The 24,606-nt window shown below is 73.9% G+C and carries 22 protein-coding genes; 8 read left to right on the top strand and 14 right to left on the bottom strand.

From position 1 onward, the window contains the following. Positions 1 to 269: 269 nt before the first annotated feature. The 7 genes from Athai_RS23695 to Athai_RS23665 all read right to left on the bottom strand — a co-directional run bounded on the left by Athai_RS23695 (position 270) and on the right by Athai_RS23665 (position 7,699). Complete coding sequence (locus Athai_RS23695) at positions 270 to 1,325, bottom strand: alpha/beta fold hydrolase (protein ID WP_203963536.1); 1,056 nt, start codon at positions 1,323 to 1,325, stop codon at positions 270 to 272. Further along, positions 1,322 to 2,587: an esterase/lipase family protein gene (locus Athai_RS23690; RefSeq protein ID WP_203963535.1), complete on the bottom strand. Its 1,266-nt coding sequence runs from the start codon at positions 2,585 to 2,587 to the stop codon at positions 1,322 to 1,324. Before Athai_RS23690 ends, Athai_RS23695 begins: the two co-directional genes overlap by 4 nt. A gap of 52 nt (positions 2,588 to 2,639) precedes the next feature. Beyond that, positions 2,640 to 3,470: an alpha/beta hydrolase gene (locus Athai_RS23685; protein WP_203963534.1), complete on the bottom strand. Its 831-nt coding sequence runs from the start codon at positions 3,468 to 3,470 to the stop codon at positions 2,640 to 2,642. Next, positions 3,467 to 4,222, bottom strand: a complete 756-nt coding sequence (locus Athai_RS23680; RefSeq protein ID WP_203963533.1) for a 3-hydroxybutyrate dehydrogenase — start codon at positions 4,220 to 4,222, stop codon at positions 3,467 to 3,469. The genes Athai_RS23685 and Athai_RS23680 overlap by 4 nt, the downstream gene beginning before the upstream one ends. 12 nt (positions 4,223 to 4,234) lie before the next feature. Next, the gene (locus tag Athai_RS23675; protein ID WP_203963532.1) at positions 4,235 to 4,900 is read right to left on the bottom strand and encodes a TetR/AcrR family transcriptional regulator; all 666 of its coding nucleotides are present in this window, start codon (positions 4,898 to 4,900) and stop codon (positions 4,235 to 4,237) included. After that, positions 4,897 to 6,330, bottom strand: coding sequence for a class I adenylate-forming enzyme family protein (locus Athai_RS23670; protein WP_203963531.1), 1,434 nt, complete (start codon positions 6,328 to 6,330; stop codon positions 4,897 to 4,899). Before Athai_RS23670 ends, Athai_RS23675 begins: the two co-directional genes overlap by 4 nt. A 184-nt stretch (positions 6,331 to 6,514) precedes the next feature. Then, positions 6,515 to 7,699, bottom strand: coding sequence for an epoxide hydrolase family protein (locus Athai_RS23665; RefSeq protein ID WP_203963530.1), 1,185 nt, complete (start codon positions 7,697 to 7,699; stop codon positions 6,515 to 6,517). A gap of 193 nt (positions 7,700 to 7,892) precedes the next feature. Between Athai_RS23665 and Athai_RS23660 the strand changes: the two genes are divergently transcribed. The 4 genes from Athai_RS23660 (at position 7,893) to Athai_RS23645 (ending at position 13,307) form a co-directional block, all read left to right on the top strand. After that, positions 7,893 to 8,468, top strand: coding sequence for a CGNR zinc finger domain-containing protein (locus tag Athai_RS23660; RefSeq protein WP_203963529.1), 576 nt, complete (start codon positions 7,893 to 7,895; stop codon positions 8,466 to 8,468). Positions 8,469 to 9,097: 629 nt separating this feature from the next. Next, a complete protein-coding gene (locus tag Athai_RS23655) occupies positions 9,098 to 11,818 on the top strand; it encodes a winged helix-turn-helix domain-containing protein (protein ID WP_203963528.1) in 2,721 nt (906 codons plus the stop codon). A 198-nt stretch (positions 11,819 to 12,016) separates the two neighbouring features. Next, the gene (locus Athai_RS23650) at positions 12,017 to 12,586 is read left to right on the top strand and encodes a DUF7144 family membrane protein (RefSeq protein ID WP_203963527.1); all 570 of its coding nucleotides are present in this window, start codon (positions 12,017 to 12,019) and stop codon (positions 12,584 to 12,586) included. A 214-nt stretch (positions 12,587 to 12,800) separates the two neighbouring features. Then, a complete protein-coding gene (locus Athai_RS23645) occupies positions 12,801 to 13,307 on the top strand; it encodes a DUF1269 domain-containing protein (protein WP_203963526.1) in 507 nt (168 codons plus the stop codon). A gap of 179 nt (positions 13,308 to 13,486) precedes the next feature. Here Athai_RS23645 and Athai_RS23640 read toward each other — a convergent pair whose 3' ends face one another. Both Athai_RS23640 and Athai_RS23635 read right to left on the bottom strand, forming a co-directional pair. Further along, the gene (locus Athai_RS23640) at positions 13,487 to 13,957 is read right to left on the bottom strand and encodes a DUF2871 domain-containing protein (RefSeq protein ID WP_239157121.1); all 471 of its coding nucleotides are present in this window, start codon (positions 13,955 to 13,957) and stop codon (positions 13,487 to 13,489) included. 298 nt (positions 13,958 to 14,255) lie between these two features. Then, complete coding sequence (locus Athai_RS23635) at positions 14,256 to 15,074, bottom strand: retropepsin-like aspartic protease (protein ID WP_203963525.1); 819 nt, start codon at positions 15,072 to 15,074, stop codon at positions 14,256 to 14,258. 278 nt (positions 15,075 to 15,352) lie between these two features. On the opposite strand from Athai_RS23635, the gene Athai_RS23630 reads away from it, so the two are divergent. The 3 genes from Athai_RS23630 (at position 15,353) to Athai_RS23620 (ending at position 18,663) form a co-directional block, all read left to right on the top strand. Further along, positions 15,353 to 15,835, top strand: coding sequence for a nitroreductase/quinone reductase family protein (locus Athai_RS23630; protein WP_203963524.1), 483 nt, complete (start codon positions 15,353 to 15,355; stop codon positions 15,833 to 15,835). Positions 15,836 to 15,963: 128 nt separating this feature from the next. Further along, positions 15,964 to 17,124, top strand: coding sequence for an NAD(P)/FAD-dependent oxidoreductase (locus Athai_RS23625; RefSeq protein ID WP_203963523.1), 1,161 nt, complete (start codon positions 15,964 to 15,966; stop codon positions 17,122 to 17,124). 288 nt (positions 17,125 to 17,412) lie between these two features. Further along, positions 17,413 to 18,663, top strand: a complete 1,251-nt coding sequence (locus tag Athai_RS23620) for a serine hydrolase domain-containing protein (RefSeq protein ID WP_203963522.1) — start codon at positions 17,413 to 17,415, stop codon at positions 18,661 to 18,663. 49 nt (positions 18,664 to 18,712) lie between these two features. Here the strand turns inward: Athai_RS23620 and Athai_RS23615 are convergent, their stop codons facing one another. The 3 genes from Athai_RS23615 to Athai_RS23605 all read right to left on the bottom strand — a co-directional run bounded on the left by Athai_RS23615 (position 18,713) and on the right by Athai_RS23605 (position 20,613). Then, positions 18,713 to 19,483, bottom strand: coding sequence for an SRPBCC domain-containing protein (locus Athai_RS23615; protein ID WP_203963521.1), 771 nt, complete (start codon positions 19,481 to 19,483; stop codon positions 18,713 to 18,715). Positions 19,484 to 19,590: 107 nt separating this feature from the next. Further along, positions 19,591 to 20,058, bottom strand: a complete 468-nt coding sequence (locus Athai_RS23610; protein ID WP_203963520.1) for an SRPBCC family protein — start codon at positions 20,056 to 20,058, stop codon at positions 19,591 to 19,593. A gap of 93 nt (positions 20,059 to 20,151) precedes the next feature. Beyond that, positions 20,152 to 20,613 (bottom strand): MarR family winged helix-turn-helix transcriptional regulator, encoded by a 462-nt coding sequence (locus tag Athai_RS23605; protein ID WP_203963519.1) that lies wholly within the window; start codon positions 20,611 to 20,613, stop codon positions 20,152 to 20,154. A gap of 62 nt (positions 20,614 to 20,675) precedes the next feature. On the opposite strand from Athai_RS23605, the gene Athai_RS23600 reads away from it, so the two are divergent. Continuing rightward, on the top strand, positions 20,676 to 21,044 hold the full coding sequence (locus Athai_RS23600; protein ID WP_203963518.1) for a VOC family protein: 369 nt from the start codon (positions 20,676 to 20,678) through the stop codon (positions 21,042 to 21,044). Positions 21,045 to 21,184: 140 nt separating this feature from the next. On the opposite strand, the gene Athai_RS23595 is transcribed toward Athai_RS23600, so the two are convergent. Both Athai_RS23595 and Athai_RS23590 read right to left on the bottom strand, forming a co-directional pair. Beyond that, positions 21,185 to 22,039, bottom strand: coding sequence for a hypothetical protein (locus tag Athai_RS23595; protein ID WP_203963517.1), 855 nt, complete (start codon positions 22,037 to 22,039; stop codon positions 21,185 to 21,187). Further along, positions 21,994 to 24,498: an ATP-binding protein gene (locus tag Athai_RS23590; protein ID WP_203963516.1), complete on the bottom strand. Its 2,505-nt coding sequence runs from the start codon at positions 24,496 to 24,498 to the stop codon at positions 21,994 to 21,996. The genes Athai_RS23595 and Athai_RS23590 overlap by 46 nt, the downstream gene beginning before the upstream one ends. Between the last annotated feature and the right edge of the window lie 108 nt (positions 24,499 to 24,606).

Below are 24,606 nucleotides of genomic sequence, written 5' to 3'. Positions count from 1 at the left end.
CGGGACGCCGATACCCGCTCTTTTGTCATTTGCTGTGGTGCGCTAGGAGATTAGAGGACCGCCGTACCAATTGCCCATCGGCCGTCCGTGTCCAGCTGGTGACTGGAAGTGCCGATCCTGGCTTAAGGTTGATTTAGGGCCGCGGGCCACGCACCTGGCGTCGAGGGCTGGGCCGGGCGTCGGTGTCCTCCGCCGGCTGGGCCGTGTCGGGCCACCGAACGGGATGGTGCGGTCGTGCCGGGGCGCGGCGCAGCCCCGGCACGACGTGTTCACGAGGCGGGCGTCGCGTCCCGGAGGTGCGCGAGCAGCGCCGACCGGAACGCCTCGGGCCGGTCGAGATGCGGGCCGTGCCCGGCGTCGGGGATCACCACTTCCCGGTAGCGGCGGTACGTGTCGAGCACGGCGCGGGTCTGCGCCACCATCGGTTGCGGCGGGGCGGTCTCGGCGCCGGGCCAACCCGGGATCGCGCCGAGCTGACCCAGGTAGGCGAGATCGTGCAGCGAGGTGTCCGAGACGATCACGTCGTCGGCACCGCGCAGCCACAGGATCGGCGGCTTCGGCCGTACCGACGACAGGTCGTCGATGCGGAAGTGGTTCGGTGCCATGGTGTTGAGCACGCCGCGCTCGCCCGGCCGGGTCCCCGGCCAGGTGTCGGCCGCGACGGCGTCGCCGGGGTAGTGGTCGTCGCCGGTGCGGGTGGACAGCATCGACTCGACGAGCATGTCCAGGTGCGGCGGCACGCACGGCGGCTTGACGTACTGGGCGAGCAGCACCTCGCGCGGCGACAGCGGCGACTCCGCGCCGGTGTCGCCCTCGGCGAGGCGCCGGACGAACTCCGGGTTCGCCGCGCCGGCGCCGGCGCCGACCCCGTCCGGGCCGATCGGCTCTCCGTGCGCGCCCCGGGTACCGCCGAACCCGTACGGGGAGACGGGGTCGACCAGGGTCAGCGACGCGATCCGGCCCGGTGCGTCGAGCAGGTAGCGCAGCACCACGCCGCCGCCCATGCTCCAGCCGACCAGGTGTACCGGCGCCAGGTCGAGCGCGTCGACCAGCGCGGCGAGGTCATCGGCGTAGTCGGACAGGCCGCGGGTGGCGTCGACCGGTGCCGGGTCGGTGTCGCCGAACCCGCGCAGATCCATCGCGAGCGGCGCCAGGCCCGCCGGCAGCGCGAGCATGGTGTCCTGCCAGAAGTGGCCGGACGACACGTTGCCGTGCACGAACAGCACCGGGGCGCCGTCGGTACGGGAGGCGACCCGCAGGACGTTGATCCCGAGCCGGGCCGTCTCGACGCGGTCGGCGACGATGCCGGGCAGTAGCGTTGTCATCGGTTCCCCTCTCCGAGCCAGTTCGCCACCTGGGACTCGACCGCCGGGTACCAGCCGAGTTCGAGGTGGTTGGCGCCGGTGACCAGCGCCGTGCCGGCCACCGTCGCGATGCCCGCGGTGGCGAGCGCGCTGCTTTCGAACACCACGCCGTCGCTGGGGCCGCGGTCCTCGTTGAAGATGCCCACCACCGACGGCGAGCCGCCGGCCAGCAGGTAGGTGGAGACCGAGGCGGGCACCCCGGCCTGCTGGATGCGCGAGATCAGGGAGCCGGCGTCGATCGCCGCCTGGATGCCGGGACCCTTGGTGTAGTAGCCCTGCCCGCCGTAGTAGGTGGTGTACCAGTCCTGCTGCGTCTGGTCGACGCCGTAGGTCTGGTCGAAGCGGGCCAGCATCTGCCGCTGGCCGGGGTAGCAGTCGTAGCCGCCGGTCGGGACGAACGAGAACTCCGGATGGTAGGCGTACACGCCGTAGCAGGTCATGTAGGTGTGCGGGGCGGGGGAGTTGATGCTGCCCCCGCACTCCGGCCAGATCGACAGGTCGTGCGCCCAGCCGTGTGCGAACGGGTAGTCGTACCCGGCGTTCGGGCCGCCGAGGGTGATCAGCTTGCGCACGTCGCCCGCGTACGGCCGCCCCCAGCTCGGCCGCACCGACGAGACGTACATCCGGGCCGACATCTCGCCCTTGCTCCAGCCCACCAAGTCCACTGTGGACACACCGAGTTTGGCCTTGATGATCGCGATCGCGTCACCGACCTGCTGCGCCTGCATCAGGTTGTCGCCCTCCTTGTGCGCGAACCCGACGGCGAACACGCGGTAGCCGGCGTTCGACAGGTACTGCATCATGCCGGTGCCCGGGCAGCTGGCGGCGCCGCAGCCGAACCCGCCCGACTCGCCGGGGTTGGCCCACGCCCGGTCCGGGTTGTCGTTGGCGCCGTGCACCAGCAGCACCGGAACCGGGTTGGGGTTGGTGCTCGCGCCCGGGGCGGAATAGAGCAGGAACCGGCCGGAGAACGGCTCCTTCGCACCGCCGAAGAACGTCACCCGCTGCCCGTCCTGGTCGCCGCGGCCGTCCGGCGGGTAGTCCTCCTGGGTGAAGCCGGGTGTGCTGTCCAGGTAGCGTTCCACCGTGTCCCAGCCGTTCGCGACGCTGGTGTAGCGCTGCTCCATGGTCAGGTAGGACGGGATCGTCGCGGCGCGTGCCGCGGTCGGCACCAGCAGCGTGCCGAGCAGGGCCGCGACCACGACTGTCCACAATCGACGCATTGAACCTCCCGGTTCCGGGGGCGACCGACGAGGCGACCGGGCGGTCGCCGGGTCAGCGGCTCCGCAGTGAGTCGGCGACCGCGGCGGCGCCGCGCTCGCCGAGCAGGATCGTGTAGTGGTTGGTGCCATCGACGGTGCGCACCGCGAGCCGTTCGGGCAGTGCGGTGGGGTCCGGGTAGAGGGCGGGCGGCGCGCCGAGCATCCCGTACTCGGCGCGCAGCAGTACCGCCGGATGCCGCAGCCGGCGCCAGCCGTCCGCGAGCGCGGTGCCGGCGAACGTGTCGACCGAGTCGGCCCGTACCGCCTCGGCCGAGACCTTGCTGTGCAGCCGCGGCGGCTGCCCGGTCAGGTCGTAGTCCAGGTACGCCTCGACGTCGGTGCTCCACTCGGTGAACGCCGGGTGCCGGCGCCAGAAGTCGCGGTGCTCGGCCACGCTGCCGAAGCTCATCGCGAGCCGGCGCGCGGCCGGCCCGATCACCGCGGCGAGCCGCTCGTCGTCGGTGTCGCCGGGCGGCATCGGCAGCGGCGGCCCGCCGTCCACCAGCACCAGCCGGTCGACCCGCTCGGGGTGCCGGTCGGCGAGTACCAGCGCGACGAAGCCGCCCATCGAGTGCCCGGCGACCGTGGCGCTCCCGACGCCCAGCGCGTCGAGCACGGCGACCGCGTCGTCGGCGTGCGTGGCCATCCCGTACGGGCCGGGCAGCGGCGAGTCGCCCCGGCCGCGCAGGTCCGGCGCGACCAGCCGGATCCCGGCCGGCAACCGGTCGGCCACCGGCTGCCAGGCCAGATGGTTGGCCGTGATGCCGTGCAACGCCAGGACGGTGCGGGGCCCCTCGCCCCAGACGCGCACGGTGAGCTGCCCGCCGGGTACCGGTATCTTCATCGCGCGCTCCAACCGCCGTCGAGTACCAGTGAGCTGCCGTTGACGAACGACGCGTCCGGCGAGCACAGGTAGCTGACCGCGGCGGCGACCTCGGCCGGTTCGATCAGCCGCTTGATCGCCGGTTCGGTCAGCATCACCTGCGACACCACGTCCGCCTCGGGGATCTGGTGGGCCGCGGCCTGCGCGGCGATCTGCCCCTCCACCAGCGGTGTGCGCACGTACGCCGGGCACACCGTGTTGGAGGTGACGCCGCGCGGCCCGCCTTCCAGCGCGACCGTCTTGGACAGCCCTTCGGTGGCGTGCTTGGCGGCCACGTAACCGCTCTTGTACGCCGAGGCGCGCATCCCGTGCACCGACGAGATGTGCACGAGGCGGCCCCAGCCGCGCTCGTACATGCCCGGCAGCACGGCCCGCACCAGCAGGAACGGCGCCTCGACCATCAGCGTGAGGATCTCGTGGAAGCGCTCCGGCGGGAACTGCTCGATCGGCGCCACGTGCTGGATGCCGGCGTTGTTGACCAGGATGTCGACGTCCAGCTCCAGCGCCGCCAGCGCGGCGGTGTCGGTCAGGTCGAGCACCAGGCCGCGGCCGCCCAGCCGGGCCGCCGCGTCGACCACCCGCTCGTCCCGGTCGATCAGCAGCACCGAGGCGCCGTCGTCGGCCAGCCGCCGGGCGCACGCCGCGCCGATCCCGGAGGCGGCTCCGGTCACCACCGCGGTGCGGCCCGCGAGGCTGCTGTCCCGTTCCACCATCTGCGCTCCCTCCTAGCGGGTGTGGTCGCGAGCCGGTCGGTCCGCCGCTTCCGGGCCCGCCACGTGCGGGTCCGGCACACCCAGGATCCGGGCCACGATCTCGCCGGTACTGGCCAGCACCGCGGCCGGCACGCTGTCGTGCTGCTGCCACAGCACCCAGCGCATCCCGACCATCTCGCCGAGCCCCATCAGCGACCACGCCATCAGTTCCGAGTCACCGCGGGGGATCTCGCCGGAGTCCATCGCCGCGGCCAGCCGCGCGGAGTACCCGGACACGATCCGGTCGTAGTGCCGGCGCAGTTGCTCGGGGGCGACGAACTCGGCCTGCCGCATGATCCGGTAGAGGCCCGGATGCTCCCCGACGAAGTCGAAGTACGCCGCGAAGCCCGCCCGCTCGGCGGCCAGCCGGGTCGGATGCCCATCGGCGGCCCGCGCCATCGCCCGCCGCACCCGGCGGTTGAGGTCGTCGACCAGCTCCGCGAACAGCTCGTGCTTGCCCGGGAAGTAGATGTAGAAGGTGCCCTGGGCGACGCCGGCGGTTTCGGTGATCTTCACGACCGACGCGTCGTGGTAGCCGTACTCGACGAAGACGGCTTCGGCCGCGTCGAGGATCCGTTGCCGGGTGCGGGCGCCCTTGGCGCCCAGCCGCCTGGTCCGGTCGGCCGTGGTCTCGGTCATGGTTGCCCCCGCATCGCCCAGTCCCGCAACAGGTTCCGGCATGGCTTGCCGATTCCGGTGCGCGGCAGTTCGGGCACCATGAGCACGCGCGCCGGCACCTTGAACCCGGCGATCCGGTGCCGGCACCAGTCGCGTACCGCCGCGGGCTTCAGCTCGTCGCTCGCCACCACGAAGGCGACGCCCACCGCGCCCCACCGCTCGTCCGGTACGTCCACCACCGCCGCGTCCCGGACCGCGGGGTGCGCGAGCAGTACCCGTTCCACCTCGGCGGGGTGCACGTTCTCGCCACCGGCGACGTACCGGTCGTCCAGCCGGCCGACGATGCGGTACCAGCCGCGCCGGTCGCGCTCGGCCAGGTCACCGGTGTGCAGCCAGCCGCGGTGCCGCGGCCCGCGCCAGTACCCGGCGAACACCCCGGCGCCGCGCACCAGCAACTCGCCGCGGCCCGGGCCGTCCGGCACGCCGGTCAGGGTCACCTCGACACCGGGATAGGGCACGCCGACGAACCCGGCAGAGGAGTGCACCTCGGCCGGCGGCACGCAGAGCACGTTCGGGCCGGCCTCGGTCAGCCCGTAGCCCTGGCACAGCGGCACCCCGAGCGCCCACCAGGACCGCGCCAGCTCGGCCGGCAGTGCCGCGCCGCCGGAGATGGCGAGTCGCAGCGAGGACAGTTCGGCGCCGGCCGCGGCGGCGAGCATCATTCGGTACATGGCCGGCACCGCCATGGTGACGCTGGCCCGGTGCGCCGCGATGAGTCCGAGCACCCGGGTCGCGTCGAACTCCGGTACCAGCACCAGGGTGGCGCCGCGGGCGAGCGCCAGCAGCGGCAACACCGTCCACCCGCCGACGTGGTACTGCGGCAGCAGCTGCAGCACGACGTCGTCGGGGGTCAGCCGGGCCACCCCGTCCAGCGCGTCGTCGGTGGCGGTGCACATCCGGCCGCTGAGCGGCACCCCGCGTGGCCGGCCGGCGCTGCCGGAGGTGTAGCAGAGCAGTACCGGGGCGTCCGGGTCCGGTTCGGCGTCGACGCGTGGCGCGGCGGGTGGGGTGGTGAGCGGCGCGACCGGCGTCCGGTGGGTGGCCTGCGCGAGCGCGGCCGAGGCCGCCTGTCGGTGCGCTGGATCGGTGAGCAGCATGGCCGGTGTCGCGTCGTCGAGCAGCACGGCGAGTTCGGCGGGCCGCAGCCGGTGCGGCAGCGGGGCGAGCACCATGCCGGCTCGCGCACACCCGTACAGCAGGGCGATCTGTTCGATCCCGGCGCGGCACAGGGTCGCGACCCGCTGGCCGGGAGCGAGGCGGGCCCGCAGGAAGGCGGCCCAGGCGTCGGCGCGCGCGTCCAGCTCCCGGTACCCGACGACCTGCTCGCCGCAGCGCACGGCGGTGCCGCCGTGGCCCGCGCGGCGGCGCAGCTGGGTACCGAGATCTGCCATCGCGACCCCTCGGCCGGAAAAACTGAATCAACTGTCATATTGGCCGGCGCTGCGCCGGCCCGTCAAGGCCGGCGCAGCGCGCGGGAAGCCCCCTGCGCAGCGCGTGGCAGGCCCCGGCGCAGCGCGCGGCAGCCCCGGCGCGGGGCAGAGGTGATCAGTGCGCCGGGCACCCGCGCCGACGAGATCAGGGACGACCGCCGCTGGCGGCCAGCACCGCCGCGAGGCCTTCCCGCAGGTCCCGGACGAAGTAGCCGGGAACCTCCAGCGACGGGAAGTGGCCGCCGCGCTCCGGCGACCGCCAGCGGACGATCCGCCGGTACCGTTCCCGCGCCCAGGGCAGCGGGCACTTCTCGATGTCGCGGGGGTACACGACGATCGCCGACGGGACGTCGACCCGCAGCTCGGGGTCGAGCGCGAGGTGGCTCTCGTAGTAGATGCGGGCCGACGACGCGCCGGTGCGGGTCAGCCAGTACAGGGTGACGTTGTCCAGGAACCGGTCCCTGGAGATCGTCTCGAACGGGCTGTCCCGGGTGTCGCTCCACTCGGCGAACTTGTCGAGGATCCAGGCGAGCAACCCGACCGGTGAGTCGACGAGCGAGTAGCCGATGGTCTGCGGCCGGGCCGCCTGCAGCTTCGCGAACGCGGCGCGGTGGCCGTGCCAGAACTCGCGGGTCTGCTCGGTCCAGGCGCGCTCGGCCGCGGTCAGCTCGTCGGTGGACAACCCGGGCGGCGCCTGCGCGGTCGTGGTGTGGATGCCCAGCACGTGCGCGGGGAACCGGCCACCGAGGACGGTGGTGATCGGGCCTCCCCAGTCGCCACCGTGGGCCAGGAACCTGCGGTAGCCGAGCCGGCCCATCAGTTCCACCCAGGCGGCCGCGATCCTCTCCAACCCCCACCCGGTGACGGTCGGCCGGTCGCTGTATCCGAAGCCGGGCAGCGACGGGACCACCACATGGAACGCCGGCGCGTCCGCGTCCCGCGGGGCTGCCAGGTCGTCCAGCACGTCGACGAACTCGGCGATGCTGCCCGGCCAGCCGTGCGTCATGATCAGCGGAGTGGCGTCCGCGCGCGGCGACCGGCGGTGCAGGAAGTGGATGCCCAGCCCGTCGATGGTCGTGCGGAACTGGCCGATCTCGTCGAGGCGCGTTTCGAACGACCGCCAGTCGTACCCGGTGCGCCAGTGGTGCACGACCTCGGTGAGGTCGGCGAGCGGAACGCCCTGCTCCCACCGGCGTGGGTCCGGCGCGGCATGACGGACCGTCTCGGCCTCCGGCAGTCGCGCCGCGGCCAGTCGGGCGCGCAGGTCGTCGAGGTCGGCGTCGGTCGCGCGGGGGTGGAACGCCTGTACTTCGTCGGTGTGGCCGCTCATCGGTGGCCGCCGTCGGGCCGGACCGACGCGGTGATGGCGCCACGACCGGCGTGCGGTGCGGCGTGCCTGCGGGACCGGTGGCTGGACATGGGGCCTCCTCGTCGTCGGCGAGCCGGCCCGGGAGCCATCTGGAACCGGCTAAGACGGTTCTAGCATGTTACGCGCGCGACGGGCAACCGGCTAAGGTGGTTCGATGACTGCTCGGTTCCCCGACTTCCGCCTCGGTAAGGTGCTCGCCACCAGCTTCACCGGCACCCTGTCGGAGCGGCACGGCGACGCCGTGGAGCGCATCCCCACGCCGGGCCGGCTCGTCGACTGGCTGGCGGTGAGCGGCCTCGCCGTGCCGTCCTGCACCCCAGGCCAGCTCGAACAGGCCCGGGAGCTGCGCGAATCGATCCATGCGGCGGCGACCGCGGCGGCGCGCCGGGACCCGCTCCCGGCGGCCGCGGTGCGCATCATCAACCGCTACAGCGCCCAGGGGCGGGCCGCGGCGGTCCTGACGCCGGAGGGCAACCGGCACTGGCAGCTCGGCTCCACGTCCCCGGTGGCAGACGCCCTGGGCGTCATCGCCGCCGACGCGATCGGCATCCTCGCCGGCGAACGGGACGGACGACTGGCGTTGTGCGCGTCGCCGACCTGCCAGGCGGCCTTCTTCGACACCAGCCAGAGCCGCACCCGCCGGTGGTGCGACATGAACACCTGCGGGAACCGGCAGAAGAAGGCGCGCTTCCTCGCGGCCCGGCACGAGCGCTCCGGACCGGCACGGTAGCGGGACGCGCCGGTCGATCTCGCCGCGGCCCACCGGCCCGGCGAGCGCCCGACGGGCCGCCGCCGGTCGCTGAGAGATCTGCCGGGCAACGCGGTCGGCGCCGGCAAGAACCGCCGGATCTCGACCGGCACGGACGGCGGCGACCGGACGAACGGCCGAACCCGCCGACCCCCGTACCGGCCTACCCTTCGTGGTGCGGTCGTCGAACTGGGGGGTGTCGACGCCGCGGGGGGAAGTCCAGTCGGCATGGCTCCGGCACCTGATGGCTTCAACCGGGGAAGGCTCCGTACGCCCGCGTCGGTGGCGGAGTCTTCCCTTGCCCCACCGCCACCGGCAACCGCGTCCGGCCCCGGCGACGAACGCCGCTGGGGCCGCGCGGCGCGCAGCGCCGGCTCTCGCGGCAGCAGGCCGCCGACCACCGGATCGCCGGGCCGGCCGCCTTCCGGGTAGGTCCTTGAGCCGGCCCCGGGTCCGCCTAACGGCGCGTGCCGGGGGCGATGGGAGGATGGCCGAACGGCCGGACGCATCCCGCCCACCGGCCGATGGTGCACCGCTGGGCCAGTTTGACCCGCATCCCGGTGCCCGCGACGAGACTGGACAGGGTGACCCGGGGTGGCGAGGTGCGCCACGTGGCGTACCACCGACCGGCGGGAGCCGTGCTGCGGCACCCGGAGCTACCGGTCGGACTCCCACCGACGGTGGCCGCGCGGGTGTGCGTACCGCGGGGTCCGTCGGTACGGATCGCGCGCCCGCGGCCGGAGCGCCGGCTCACCGAACTCGCGGTGGCCGGGACGGTTCTCGTCACCGCCGGGCCCGGCGAGGGCAAGACGGTGCTGGTGGCCGGGTGGGCCGGCTCCGGCCAGGCCCCCGGCCGGCTCGCCTGGTACACACTGCCGGAGGCGGACGCCGACCCGGTGACGTTCTGGTCCGGCGTGCTCGCCGCGGTGGGCCGCACCGGCGTACGGCTGGGCGATGGCCGCCCGAGGCTGCTGGCCCCGCCGGACGGCCGGCCGGACCGGCAGGTCGACGAGATCCTGGCGCTGCTCTACGACCTGTCGGAGCCACTGGTGCTGGTACTCGACGGCGTGCACACGGTTCGCGACCGCTCGGTCCTGGAGCGTCTCGACCTGCTCCTGATGCAGCCGCCGCCGGCGCTGCGGCTGGTCCTGCTCGGCCGGACCGATCCCCGGCTGCGGTTGCACCGGCTGCGACTGGACGGCCTGCTCGGCGAGATCCGCACGCCGGAGCTGCGGTTCGACCGCACCGAAACGGTCCGGTTCCTGCGGGCGCACGGCCTGTCGTTCGACGATGCGCAGACCGCCCGCCTGCTGGTTCGTACCGGCGGGTGGGCGGCGGGCCTGCGGTTCGCCGCGATGTCGGCCGACCGGGCGGACCCGGCCCGCGGCCTGGCGCGGTTCTCCGGCGCGACGGCACCGGTCGCGGACTACCTGGCCGACGAGGTGGTGGCGCCGCTGCCGCCCGCGATCCGGTCGTTCCTGCTGCGGACGAGCGTCGTCGATCGGGTCAGCGGTTCGCTGGCCACCGCGCTGTCCGGGCGGCTCGACAGCCAGCGGCTGCTGGAGGGCCTGTCCGCGGACATCGGACTGATCCAGACCGCGGACGAGCGCGGCGAGTGGTTCGCCTACCACGCGCTGCTCCGCGAGTACCTCTACCACCGGCTGCTGCTGGAGGAGCCGGACGCGGCGTCGGCGACCCACCGGCGGGCCGCCCGCTGGTACGGCGAGCACCTGGCGCCGTTGCCGGCACTGCGGCACGCGGTGTCCTCCGGCGACGACGAGGAGATCGGTCGGATCCTGTTCACGCTGGCCCTGCCGCGGCTGATGTCGGACGAGGGCGCACGGCTCGTCGACGAGGTGCGGCCGCTGGCGGCCAACGCGCGGACCGCACCGTCGCTGGCGACACTGACCTGCGCCGCCGTCACCGACATGCACCGGCGCGACTTCACCCGGGCCGGTACCCGACTGCGGCAGGCCCGGTCGCTGCTGCCGGACAAGTCGGGAGCGCTGCGCCACGCGGCCGACGTCGGGCTCTCGGCGCTGGAGGCGATCACCGCCGGGTCCCTCGGCGAGCTGGCCGCCGCCCGCAGCGCGGCGATTCGGGTACTGGCCATGACGGGGTCGGACTCCGCGTCGGAGCTGCCGGCGCTGGCCGAGTACCGGGCGCTGGCGCGCTGGCGCATCGGCCGCACCCAGCTGTGGCAGGGCGCGGTGAGCGCCGCGTACCGAACGCTGCGGGAAGCGGCCGTCGTCGCCGGGGCGTGCCGGCTGGACCTGGCGGTGCTCAGCGCCGACGCGCACCGCGCGGTCGCCGAGGTCGCGCGCGGCGAGTTGCGTACCGGCACCCGGCTGGCGCGGTCCACCCTGGCCAGCGCGGAACGCGACACCTCGGGCCGGGAACCGTACCTGGCCGCGGCGTTCCTGGCGCTGGCGCTCGCCGAACTGCAGCAGGACCATCCGCTCGTCGCGGCCCGGTACCTGGCGCGGGCCGGTGCGGCCGCGGACGCCGGCGCCGACCAGCTGATGGGCCGGGCCGTCCGGGTCGCGGAGGCCAGGCTGCGGGTGCAGAGCGGCGACCAGTCGGTGGCCCGGCGGGTACTGGTCGAGCTTCGAGACGGTGCGCTGCCGGGCCTGCTCGCCGGGTGGCTGCAGGGGGCCGAGATCGAGGCGGAACTCGCCGCGGGCGCACCCGAGCAGGTCATCGAACGGCTGGACGCGCACCGCGATCCGGGCGACTGGGACCGCATCTGGCTCGGCTGGGCCGAGCTGGCGCTGCACCGACCGGACAGCGCCCGGCGGCGCATCGCGCCGCTGCGCCGGTCGGCGGATCGCGGGCGTGCCGTGGCCGTCGAGGAGTCGCTGATCACCGCGCTGGCGGCGGAGGCCCTCCGGCAGGACGGTGCGGCCGTCGAGGCGGTGGACCGGGCGCTCGGCCTGGCCTGCGAGGACCGGCTCAGCCACCCGTTCCGCATCGCCGGCGACCGGCTGGCGCCGCTGGTTCGGCGCCAGCAGCGGGTGCTCGGCACGTACGCGGCCTTCGCCGACACGCTGTTCGACGAGCGCATCGGCACGACCAGCGAGCCGCCCGCCGAGCCGCTGACCGAACGCGAGCTGACCGTGTTGCGCTACCTGCCGTCGATGAGCAGCAACGACGAGATCGCGGCCGACCTGCACCTGAGCGTGAACACCGTCAAGACGCACCTGAAGAGCCTGTTTCGCAAGCTGGCGGTCAACAACCGGCGGGAGGCGATCCGGCAGGGCCGGGTACGCGGGCTGCTGGACCCGCCGGCCGCGACGCCGGTCCCGCGTCCGGGCGTCAACGACCCGGACTGACGCGGCTCGGACTGACGCGGCTCGGCCGGACGCCGCTCGGACCGGGGCACGAAACGCCGGCCGGGGCACCGACAACGGGTCGTTCACCCGCATCGGGTGAGGACCGGGGCGTCCGGGTCGGGGACGGTGGTGTCGTGCCGTGTTGGCGGCGGCGTCCGCCGGCCGAGGCACGGCCGTACCGGGGGAGGAGGCACAGTCATGAGCCAGTCGAGCACTGCACGGTCGTGGGCGCGGGGCGGCACGATGTTCGCCGCCACGATGCTGCTCATCGTGGGCGTGTTCCAGGTGTTCCAGGGCATCGAGGCGATCGTTCGAGGTGGTTTCTACGTCGTCGCATCCAACTACCTCTACAAGGTCGACACCACGGCCTGGGGGTGGATCCACCTGTGCATCGGCGCGGTAGCCGTACTGACCGGGATCTTCCTGTTCGTGAACGGCTCGGCGTGGGCACGCGGAGCCGGGATCGTCCTGGCCAGCCTGTCGGCCATCGCCAACTTCTTCTTCATCCCGTACTACCCGTTCTGGGCGCTGCTGATGATCGCGCTGGACGTGTTCGTGATCTGGTCGCTGGCCGCGGTCGGTTCGACCAGCCGGCGCCAGGAGCAGCTGGCCAGCGGGGCGAGCGCGGGGGCGGAACGGTGGCCGATGACCCACCAGCCCGGCGCCTCGGCGCGGATGGACGCGCAGACGACACGGACGGCGGAGCCTGATACCGAGCATCGGGCCGAGGCGCCGGGATCCCGGCACTCCTCGGCGCCGCCGAGCTGACCGCCTCGCACCAATTGCGACGGTCTGCTGCGCAGGTAGCCGCCCCGGGGAACGGCCCACCGGGCACCGACGAGGCCTGGTGGACCGGACCGGGGCGCAGATCCGCAACGGGTGAGATCAGCGGGGTGCGATCGCGCCCCGCGAACACGTTGATCCGGTGCCCGGGCGGGAGCGTGCGGATGCCGCCGGGCCACGAATCGGGGACGGAGGAACGATGAGCGATCTGGTAGCGATCGGGTACCGGGACGTCACCACGGCCGAGATGGCCCGGCAGAAGATCCTGGAACTGCAACGGGAAGGGCTGATCTCGGTCGCGGACGCGGTGATCGTCGAGGCCCACATGGACGGCACTATCAAGCTGCACCAGCTGCGCAGCAGTACCGGTCGGGGTGCGACCGGCGGCGCGCTGTGGGGCGGGCTGATCGGCCTGCTGTTCTTCGCGCCGCTGTTCGGGATGGCGGTCGGCGCGGCCGGCGGCGCGCTGTCCGGCAAGCTCGCCGACACGGGTGTGAACGACTCGTTCATGCGCGATGTCGGATCGAAGTTGCAACCCGGTAAGGCCGCGTTGTTCCTGCTGGTCGATCAGATCACCGAGGACAAGGTGGTCGCTGCGATGGCGCAGTACGACTTCCAGGGCACGTTGCTTCGCACGTCGCTGAGCCGGGAGGCCGAGCAGCACCTGGTAGACGCGGCGGCGGCCGCACGCGCCCCCGTCGGTTGAGCGACGGGATCGGCGTCCGTGCTCGCCACGGCGCCGGCCTGGCTGCCCGGCGCCCGCGGCGCCCCCGGCATCCTGCGAAGCTGCGCGGGCCGGGCCGGGCCGGGCCGGGGCGGCTCGGCTCGGCCGGTGCCGTCGGCGGGCAGCCGGCCGAGCGGCACGATCGCGAGCTTCGCCGGTGTCTAGACGGTTGCCCGCTCCGACAGTTCGACCGCCGGCGGCTGCTGCACCGGATCTTTCAGGCGCTTGCCGATCTGCACGAACAACAGGACGAGCCCGACGGTGAGCACGGTGTGGCCGATGCCCGCGACGATCGGCACGACCTCCGGGACGCTCTGGCCGAGTACGGTCAGGCAGCCGTGCACACCCATCATGGTCACGCTCACCGCGATGCCGGCGTTGTACAGCCAGAAGAAGGTGGTGTGCAACCTCGTGCCGGACAGCTGGAACTGCTTGTCGAGTGCCAGGACGATCAGGAAGCCCAGCATGCCCAGGGCCAACAGGTGGGTGTGCGTGACCGCGAGCTGGGTGTCCCCGGTGAAGTGGTTGGCCTTGGTGAACTCGCGGTAGAACAGCCCGGAGCTGACTCCCAGGATCATGTAGGTGTGTGCGGCGTAGTACGACGCCCGCATCGATACCCGTTTGGCGCTCATCGTTCCTCTGTCTCCTTGTCCCGGGCAGCACGGGCTGCTCGGGGTCGTCGTTCGGCCGAGCCGGTGTGTTGCCGCGCGGCGCGGCGGTTCCGGTCGGTCCGCGCGGCCGGCAGTGCGGATGCGCGGTGGAAGGCCCGCTGGGCCAGCACCGTGTCGTGGCGGCTCGCCCGGAGTGCGGTCATGGCAGGCAGCGTGCTCCGGTGCGCTTGGAAACGACTTGGAGCGCGCGGCATGGCCCGAGCGGGCTGCCACTTCTCCGTCGCAGGCCCGGCCGGATCGTCCGGGTGGTCGGCGGCGGTCAGGCGCCCTGCGGCGGTGCGAGAGTCAGGATGGCCCGGCCGGTGTCGTAGGTCTGCACGTACCGGTCGAGGAAGGTGGTGCCGATCAGACCGTTGAGGGCCAGGTCCTGGAACATCACGGTGGGTCGTGGCAGCGCGGTGCCCGGTGCCGCGGCGAGCGCGACCGCGCCGTCGATCGGGATGAACCGGCGCACGAACGGGTGTCCGGTCTGGTCGACGCCCTCGACGGTGCGGGCCGCGGTCTCGCTGCCGTCCACCGAGCAGGCGGGCATGAACCGGGTGTCCAGGATCGTCTCCGCCGACCCGGTGTCGATTTCGACCTCGGTGACGGTGCCGTCCGGCAGCTGCAACTCGACCAGCAGGTCGACGGCGGGGCCGTCCCGGTGTGGTCGCACCGGAACCTCGATGCGGTGCCGCGTCGTGGGCCCAGACACCGCGCCGAGCGCGACCGTCGACCGGAACGGATCGATGGTCAGGGGAAGCTCGCCGAGCAGGTCGAGTCCGAGGATCCCGTCGAAGCCGTTCGCGCCGTCTGCCGGACCGAGATCGGCCTGCCCGGCGGTGCCGGCGGCGAGCAGCCGGCCACCCAGATCGAGGTGCGGCAGCTCGACCAGCGGGATCTGCACCGCCTGCCCCGACATCCGGTGACCGGTGTAGCTGTGCCCGGTGGCCGCGAGACCACACCGTTCGACCAGGGTCGGGGAGACGACCGTGATCCCGATCCCGGTGTCCACCAGGAACCGCGCCGTCTCGCCGCCGGGCAGCCGGACGGGGATGCGCACCAGGTGCTCGACGCGGTCAAACGGGATCTCGACCATCCGGCAACGATATCGGGCGCTTTCCACGCAGCGGGGTACCGCTGGGGGCGAGCCACGGCCGGCGCGGGTCGGGGGAGGCGTCGAGCCCGAGGCGTACCTCGACGGCTGCTCCCGCTCGTCGCTGGTTGGCTGCGCCGGCTCGTCAATGATACGGTGTCTAATCATTAGACGTCTAATGTATCGGGGAGCCGGCCGGGCGCCCCGCGCGGGCCGACAATCCGGCCCCGCTGACCGGGTGCGCAGCGCCCACCGAGACAGGGCACCAAGGAGGCAACGAGATGACAGGCACCCAGCGGCAGACACTCCGGCGGCGCATCCAGCCGAAGCTGATGAACCTGGCCAACGTCCCGATGCGAGGGCTGCTCGGGCTGCCCGTCGCGACCCCGCTGGGCGGCCGGCTCATGCTCGCCTACATTCACGGCCGCCGCACCGGCAAGCTCTACAAGCAACCGATCAGCTACGTGCGAGACGGCGAGGTCCTGCTCACCCCGGGCGGCGGCAAGTGGAAGCTGAACCTCGACCCCGCCACCGCCGTACGGCTGCGCATCCGCGGCCGTGATCGGGTCGCCCGGCCCGACCTGGTGCGCGACCAGGCGGAGGTGACCCGGCTGCTCGCGATCATGTCGGCGGCAAACCCCGCGCTGCAGCGCTTCGTGCCGCTGCCCAAGGATGCCAGCGGACGGCCCGACCAGCAGGCCCTGGCGCAGGCGCTGCGGCACGGGTTCTGCATCGTGCGCTGGCGCCTCGAACCCGTCGACTGAGACGGCCCGCCGGCCCGCCGTCGTCCGGCAAGGTGGGGGCTGCACCGGTACGGCCCCGTCATCCTCGCGGAGCCGGTGCACCGAGCAGCCGATCGTGGTGCGGACGATGCGGAGGGTGTGGTGGCGGGATGACGGACGTCCTCGTGGTTGGCGGCGGGATCATCGGCCTGTCGGCCGGGTGGCACCTGGCGCGGCACGGCGCGCGGGTCACGGTGGTCGAGGCCGGCGAACCGCTGCGGTTCACCTCACGCGCTGCGGCGGCGATGATCGCCCCGGTCGGCTACCTGGAGCCGGCCGACGACCAGTTCCTGCGGCTGCGCACCGACGCCCACGCCGACTGGGACCGGTTCGCGGCCTCGTTGCTCGACGACACCGGCGTCGACCCGGCGTACCAACGGATCGGGTCGCTGGTGGCGGCGTTCGACGACGCCGGGCTGGCGCGCGCCGATGCGCTCCGGACCCTGCACGCACAACTCGGCATCGACTCCAGCGTCGTCGACGCCGCCACCGCGCACGAGCTGGAACCGCTGGTACGCGGGATGATCGGTGGCCTGTGGGTGCCCGGCGAGGGGTGCGTCGACCCGGACGCGGCCGGCCGTGCGCTGCTGCGCGGGATCCGGTCCCGGCAGGGCACGGTGCGCACCGGCGTTCCGGTGTCGCGACTGCGTTCCGACGGAGACCGGATCGTCGGCGTCACGCTGTCCGACGGTACCGACCTCGACGCCGCGCTGGTGCTCGTCGCGGCCGGCGCGGCGAGTACCGGCCTGGGCGGCATCCCCGAGACGGCGCGCTTCCCGCTTCGCGCCGTCAAGGGCCAGTCGTTGCTGGTGCGCGACCGCACCGAGGCTCCCACGGTGCGCACCGTGCTTCGCGCCGGGGCGAACCTGGTACCGCGCGGGGACGGCCGGCTGATGATCGCCGGTACCGTCGAGGACGCCGCCGGGCTCGGCGACCACAACACGGTCGCCGGGATGTACGAGGTGCTCGACCGGGCGGTGGCGGCGGTCCCGGCGGTTCGCGAGCTGCCGCTGGACGGCTGGTGCGTCGGGCAGCGTCCGGTGGCCGCCGACGACGCCCCGGTACTCGGTCCGAGCGGCACCGACGGGCTGTGGTGGGCGACCGGGCACTCGTACTACGGCATCCTGCTGTCCGGGCTGACCGGGCGGCTGCTCGCGGACGCGGTGTACGGCGATCGCGCGGCGGCCGACCGGCTCCGGCTGTTCGCCGCCGAGCGCTTCCGCACCGGCACCCCGAAGTACGCGTCACTGACCCACGACCGACACGCCTGATCCGGTCCCGGACCGCTGGCGCCGCACCGGATCCGCCGCGCGGCGGCGAGCGTCCGGAGCCGGGGCGTCCGGGGCCACAAGTGTCGGGGACGCCGGCGGACGGGGCGTCGGGTGCCCAGGTTCGCGGACGGGCAGGGCCGGGGGGCGGGCAGGACCGGGGGCGGGAAGGGCCAGGGGTGGGAAGGGCCGGGGCGGTAGGACCGGGAACGGCGTACGCCGCAGGGCAGACGTGCGGGTCTGCCCACGGGTGGACGCCGACCGGCCCGGCCCGGACGGACAGTGGGCGGCATGACCACATCGCACTCCAGCACTCGCCGGCCGTGGAGCCGGCGCTCGCTGCTCGGCACGCTCGCGGTCGCGCCGGCCGCCACCGTCGGCGGCGCCTGGGCACTGACCGAGGCGGCCGGTGCCACCGGCTCGGACCGCAGCGGCGCACCGCGCGGCGGCGACTCCCCGGTACCACCGGCGTTGCGCAAGGGCGGCGAGTTCGACCGGTACCTGAGCGGACTCGCGGCGAAGGACCAGTTCTCCGGCACCGTGCTGGTCGCCCGCGGCGGCCACCCGGTGCTGTCCCGCTCGTACGGCTTCACCGACCGGAAGACGCGGGTCCGCAACAGGGCCGACACGATCTTCTGCCTGGCCTCGGTGACGAAACTGTTCACCGCGACCGCCGTCGCCCAGCTCGTGGCGCGCGGCAAGCTCGCGGTCACCGACACGATCGGCGAGCACCTGAGCGGGTTCAGCGCGCCGGTGGCCGACAAGGTGACCATCCACCACCTGCTGACCCACACCTCCGGGCTGGGCGACTTCATGCAGGACAAGGGGTACTTCGACGCGGCGAAGACCTGGACCACACCGGAACGGATGATGGACGGGACGCTGGAGTTCATCCGCAAGGAGCAGCTGGCGTTCGAGCCCGGTGCGGGCGAGCGGTACAGCAACGCGGGCTACCACGTGCTCGGCTGCATCGTGCAGCAGGTCTCCGGCCAGTCCTACTACCAGTACGTGCAGCGGCACGTGTTCGGCGCCGCCGGGATGACGGACGCGAGCTTCTGCACGCTGCCGCAGTGGCAGAGCGAGCGGCGCATCGCCCATCCGTACCCGACGGACAGTTCCGGCAAGCGCCACGACGCGCTGTCCACGGACGCGTTCGTGTTCATCGGCGACCCGGCCGGCAACGCCTTCGGTACCGCGCGCGACCTGGTCCGGTTCGCCCGCGCGCTGGCCGCCGGGTCGCTGCTGGCCGCGCCGTACCAGGAGGTGTTCTTCACCCCGAAGACGGCGCTGAAGCCACTGCCGCCCCCGCCGGGAGCACCGTCGATGGCCGAGTACGGCAGCTACGGCGCGCAGTTGCGGCTCATCGACGGCCGCCGGTGGACGGCGGGGCACTCCGGCGGTGCGCCCGGCGTCTACGCCAACGTCGACTGGTTTCCCGGGACCGACTGGACTGCGGTGGTGCTGAGCAACTACGACGCGCCGCGGAGCCCGACGGCCCCGACCGTCGATCTGAAGCTGCGCACGATCCTGACCGCCAGCTGACCGCGCCTCCGCGACCGGCGCCGGCCCCGCGTCGGGGCCGGCGCAGCCGTCAGTGTCCGCCGTCCGCCTCCAGCACCGCGGCCAGCGCATCGAGCAGCTGCGTCCAGCCCGGTTGCAGACCGGCGATCGCCGGCGCCGCCTCGGGCGCCACGTCGGACACCTCGATGCGCAGCTCCACGCCCGTCCCGCCGGAGCGGTCGCGGTGCAGGTCGAGCGTGTGGATGGCCGAGAACAGCGGCGTACCCGTTCGGTCGACCGGCGCGAGCGTGAACACCAGCCGGCGGCCGGGCTCGGCCTCGATCACCCTGCCCCCCGACTCGTACCGGGCGCCGTCGCCTTCGCGCAGCACCAGCCGGATCGGTGTGCCGGCGTGCGGTGCGATCTCGAGTGCCTCGACGGCGAAGTGCGGCGGTGCCCACCACCGGACCGCCCGCGCCGGGTCGGTCCACGCCGTCCACACGGTCCGCGCCGGGGCCCGGACGATCCGGTGCAAGCGCAGCACCCGGACGCCCTCGCCGGTGGGCCCTGCTGCGGTCTCGGCGGCGATCGCCGCCTCGTACCCGTCCAGTACGGCATCGTCGGGGTCGTGCTCGGCCAGCCGACCGAAGTGGTCGGCAAGCTGGTGCAGCGTGGCCCGGTCGAGCCGCGCCACGCGGCGGCGCCCCAGCTTGTGCAGCCGGACGACGCCGGCCGCCGCCAGCGCGTGCAGGTGCTTGGTGGTCTGCGGTTGCAGGGCGCCGATCGCCTCGGTCACCTCGCCCACGGTGCGGGCCCGGACCGCGAGCAGCTCGACGATCCGGAAGCGGGTCGGTTCGCCCACCGCGGCAACCGCGCGCTGGGTGTCGACCGGCGCGCCGGCCCCGTCCCCGTCCCCGGCGCCAGGGACGGGGACGCCTGGTTCGGCGCGCCCGCCCCCGCCGTCGCGCGTCACTCCGCCGCGACGAGCCGGGCCAGGTTGTCCAGCTCGTTGGTACGCCCGGCGACCAGCCGGCCGGTCCACTCCTCGTCGTGCATCGGTTCGACCCGCATCACGATGCGGGTGCCGTCCTCGACCGGGGCCAGCTCGATCTCGGTGAGCTGCTCGTACGGCTCGTGGTCGGGCACGAAGTCGATCACCGACCGGTAGCCCAGCCGCGCGGGTTCGTCGATCTCGGTGAAGACCTTGCGGGACTCGGTGGCCAGCGGCATCCCGTGCTGCTGCATGAAGGCGACCTGTTCGGGCGCGACAGCGGTCATGGTGTACACGAGGTCCCCGCCGGGCCGCAGGTCGAGCTGGGTGACGTCGGTGCGGAAGCCCTCCGGCGCCCACCAGCGGGAGATGCCCTCCGGGGTGGTCCACAGCTGCCAGACGCGCTCGGGTGTGGCGGCAACGACGCGTTCGATGATCTCAGTCATGCGCTCATCATACATTCCTCTAGGGGAATGTAAAGCCCGCGGAACGGGTCGCCGCCGTCCCGTCGTCCTCGCGCGGCGGGCCGCCACGAACGGCTACGCGTCGTCGGTGCCACCCTCCCGCAGCGAGCGGATCATGCTGCGCAGGATCCGCAACGCGGTCGCGCGCTCGGTCTCGGTCAGTCCGGCCAGCATGCGGACCTCGACGGCCCGGACCGCAGCCGATGCCTTCTCCAGGCTCCGTCGGCCGCGCGGGGTCAGTCGCGCGGGAAGGACCTTCCCGACGGCTGCCTCCGCGGGCCTGGTCACGTAGCCGTCCCGCTCCAGCGCCTGCAGCAGCACGTTCATCGACTGCCGGGTCACGAACGCGCCGCGGGCGAGCTCGGAGTTCGACAAGCCCGGTCGCTGTGCCAGCAGTTCGAGGCAGGAGTAGTGCGTCACGCTCATCCCGAGCGGTCGCAGCACCTCCTCCATGGCCGACCGCAGCACGCTGGACGCCTCCTTCAGCAGGTAGCCCAGGGATGTCTCCAGGTCGATGCCGGTACCGTCTTGACTCATGTCAGGATTCTGACATACGCTGCTGCATGTCAGAAGACTGACACGAACGAAGGAGCAACGTCATGCCCGCCACCGGCCCCGACTTCATCTCGCTGCAAGCGCGCGATCTCGACGCGTCGCAGGCGTTCTACGAGCGCTACCTCGGCCTGGTCCGCGCACCGGTCGGACCCGCGCACGCCGTGGTCTTCGACACCAAACCGATCGCGTTCGCGCTCCGCGACCTCGTCCCCGGCACCGACCTCGAATCCGTCGCCCAGCCCGGCATCGGCGCCGCGATCTGGCTGCACGCCACCGAGGTCCAGGCCATCCACGATGCCCTCGTGTCGGACGGCCACACCATCGTCTCCGCACCCGTCGACGGCCCCTTCGGCCGGACATTCACCTTCGCCGACCCGGACGGCTACCAGATCACGCTCCACGACCGCGCCTGATCGGCCCCGTTACCGACGATCACCAGCCGGCAGGCCGCGGTCCGGCCCGCGACAGGCGGGCCCGGGTGCCGCCGGTCGCGCCGGGCGACCGAGCCCCGCGAGGCGGCCCCGGGGCGACACCGCGGACGGCCCACCTGCTCTCAGCGCTGCCGCGGGACGGGGACCTCGGCGACGCCGTCGGCGCGAGCCCGCGCCTCGGCGTACCAGTGCGGCGCGTTCCACCGTTCGGCGATGGCCGCCGCCTCGGCGAAGTGGGTGGCCGCGTCGCTCGCGCGGCCCAGCAGCAGGGCGAGTTCGCCGAGCGTGTGGGCGATCGGGGGGAGGGCCAGCGACAGGCTCTCCACGCCGGCCGGCGGACCGTCCCGGTGCGGCAACAGGTCGGCGTACAGCTGCTCGGCGGTGCCCGGGTCGGCGGCGCCGGCGCCCGCGAGTGCGACGACGGCCATCGCGCGCAGGCTGGTCAGGAACGTGAAGAAGAAGTCCCGACGGATCGGGCCTGCCGTCCTGTTGACCCGGCGAGCCTCCTCGGTGCGGCCGGCAGCATGCAGGGCGAGCACCAGCAGGTCGCCGGCCATCGGCCCGACCTCCTCGTGCAGCGCGCGCACCTCGTCGAGGTGCTCGCCGAGCGTGCCCTCGCCGAGCCGGATCGTCGCCAGCGCGAGCCGCAGGAACCCCGCGTGTACCGAGCCGGCCCGCGCCATCCGACCGGCGGCCTCGGTGTAGAGCCGCGCGGCGTCGGCGAACCGGCCCTCGATCAGTACCAGGGTCGCCAGCGCGATCTCGGCGACCCCGATCGGCTCGGGCATCCGGTAGGCGCGGGCGAGGTCGAGCGCCTGCTCGATCGCGCGGCGCATCTTCGTCGGGTCGTTGCCCTTGGCGGCGTCCACGGCCAGGTTGAGCAGCCCGGTGACCCGGTAGCCCGGCCGGTCGTGCTCGACGCCGATCTCGATCAGCTCCCGGGCGTACTTCGGATGCTCGGTCCCGTGCACCAGCACCAGCAGCGCCGCGGCCCGCAGATCCGGATCGGTGGCGAGATCGAGCGCCTCGCCCGCCGCGGCGAGAGCCGCCGAATCGTCCTCGCCGACCAGCTCGATCGCGTAGGCGCTGAGCAGCCGGGAGCGTACCTCGGGGCCAGGTCGGTGCGGCGCAGCAGGGCGCGCAGCCGGCCGACCACGCGGTGATCGAGCGTGCCGTAGGTGCGGATCTGCCAGGAGGTGGGCTCGGTCCAGGCGGTGAACGCGGCGATCGTCAGGTCGTCCCGGCCGACCGACTCGGCGTACTGCACCGCCCGCTCGCGGGTCTCTCGGGCCGCGGCGACGGCACCGGCCCGGACCTGCGCGCGCAGCAGCCGGCCGAACAGCTTCACGCGCTCGTCCGGATCGGTGCAACCCGCCACGGCGTCGGTGAGCAGCGCCGCCGCCACGTCGTGCGCATAGCGTGCCTCGGCCAGCTCGGCGGCCCGGACGCAGTAGCCGACGGCTTTGGGTGACCCGGCCCGGGCGTAGTGGTGGGCGAGGGCCGCGACATCGCCGCTGCCCTCCAGCGCGGCGGCGATGCGGGCGTGCATCCGGGTCGCCCGCAGCCGGCTGACGTCGGCCACCAGCGTGTCCCGTACCAGCGCGTGCACGAACCGGACGACCCCGGGCGCCGGCTCGTCGAGCAGCCCGGCGATGACCCCGGCGTCCAGCGCGTCCAGCACGCCGTCCTCGTCGCAGTCGGCGGCCCGCACCAGCACGTCCACCGAGGCTTCCCGGCCGGCCACCGCCGCCAGCCGCAGTACCGACACGCCGGCCTCGGGGAGCCGGGCGAGCCGGCGCCGCAGCACGTCGCGTACCCCTTCGGGGACTTCGGACAGCGCGACCAGGGCGCCCTCGCCGCTGAGCAGCCGCGCGCTCTCCCGCACGTAGAACGGGTTGCCGCCGGTACGGTCCGCGATCCCGGCCACGGTCGCGTCGTCGGCATCGCACTCGGCACGGACCAGCGCCGCAACCGCCGCGCCGGTCAGGCCGGGCAGCTCCAGCCGGAACGGCTCGGCCCGGGCGAGGGAAGCCAGCGTGTCGGTGAGCCGCTCGCTCTCGTCGCCGCGGTAGGCCGCGACGAGCAGGACCGGGGCCGGCACCGTACCGCTGCCGGCGAGCAGTTCCCGCGTCGCGGCGTCCGCCCAGTGCAGGTCGTCGAGCAGCACCGCGACCGGCCGGTCCCGGGCCGCCGAGGCGAGCCAGTGCCACACCGCGCGGCGCAGCCGGAACCGCCCGGCCGCCGCGTCACCGTCCACCGGCACCGCGTCGGACAGCAGCGGCGCCACGTCGTCGGCGAACTCGCCCGGCGGCGCGGTCTGCGCCACCGTCCGCAGCGCCTCCACCCACGCCCACGCGGGCGGGGCGCCGTCCCCCTCGGGGCAGCGCCCGGCGGCCACCAGCCACCCGTCCGCGGCCAGCCGGGCGCCGAGCCGTTCCAGCAGCGTCGACTTCCCGAGCCCGGCGTCCCCGGTGACCAGCGCGACGCGTGCCGCCCCGGTGGCGGCCTGGCCGGCGACCGCCAGCAGCGCCGCCAGCTCGCCGTCGCGGCCCACGAACAGGACCTTTCCGGCCTCGTCGCGCGCCGTCGTCGAGGCGCTCGCCAACGGCGGCTTCGCTTCCAACGCCGGCTTCGCCTCCACCGGCCGCGTCTTCGCGTCCGGCGGCGGGACCGCCGCGCGCAGGACGTCGGTGCGCTGGGTGAGGATCGCCTCCTCCAGCGCCACCAGGTCCGGGCCGGGGTCGAGCCCCAGCTCGTCGGCGAAGGTGGCGCGGGCCCGGCGCAGCGCCGCCAGTGCCTCGGCCTGCCGGCCGCTGCTCCACAGGGCCAGGGCGTGCAGTCGCCAACCCTCCTCGCGCAGCGGCTCGTCGCGGGTGAGCCCTTCCGCCTCGACCACCACCGCCGCGGGGTCACCGATCCGCAGCCCGGCCGCGACGTGCAGTTGGCGGGCGACCAGGCGCAGCTCGTGCAGCCGGGCGGTCTCGGCGGCGGCCCACGGCTCGTCGGCGACCTCGGCGAAGGCCGGGCCCCGCCACAGCCCCAGCGCCTCGGCCAGGAGGGCGCGCGCCTCCCGGGCGTCGGCGACGGTACCGGCCTGATCGAGCAGTTCCTCGAACCGCCACGCGTCCACCGCCCCCGGCGGCAGCCGCAGCGCGTAGCCGGGCGGTGCACTCACCAGCAGGCTGGCCGGGGTCCGCGGCGGTCGCCCCGGCTCCAGCAGGCGGCGCAGGTTCGACACGTACGCCTGCAGCGACGACAGGGCGCGGGCCGGCGGCTCGCCGCGCCACAGGTCCTCGACCAGCCGGTCGACCGGCACCACCTGGCCGCGGGCCGCCACCAGCAGCGCCAGCACGCCGCGCTGCCGCGGACCGCCCAGCGGCACCAGCGTGCCGCCGACCTCGGCCGCCAACGAGCCCAGTACCCGGATCAAGACCATGACCTGGCACATCGTATGCGCGGTCGCGAGCAGCACGCCAAGTCGGCTCCAAGTGCCTTCCAACCGCCCGGGAGCAGTCTCACCACGTCGAACGCAGGAAAGGCAGGA

Source organism: Actinocatenispora thailandica (genome assembly GCF_016865425.1).
In the GTDB taxonomy this organism is placed as follows: domain Bacteria; phylum Actinomycetota; class Actinomycetes; order Mycobacteriales; family Micromonosporaceae; genus Actinocatenispora; species Actinocatenispora thailandica.
This window is presented reverse-complemented; position numbering and strand designations above follow the sequence as displayed.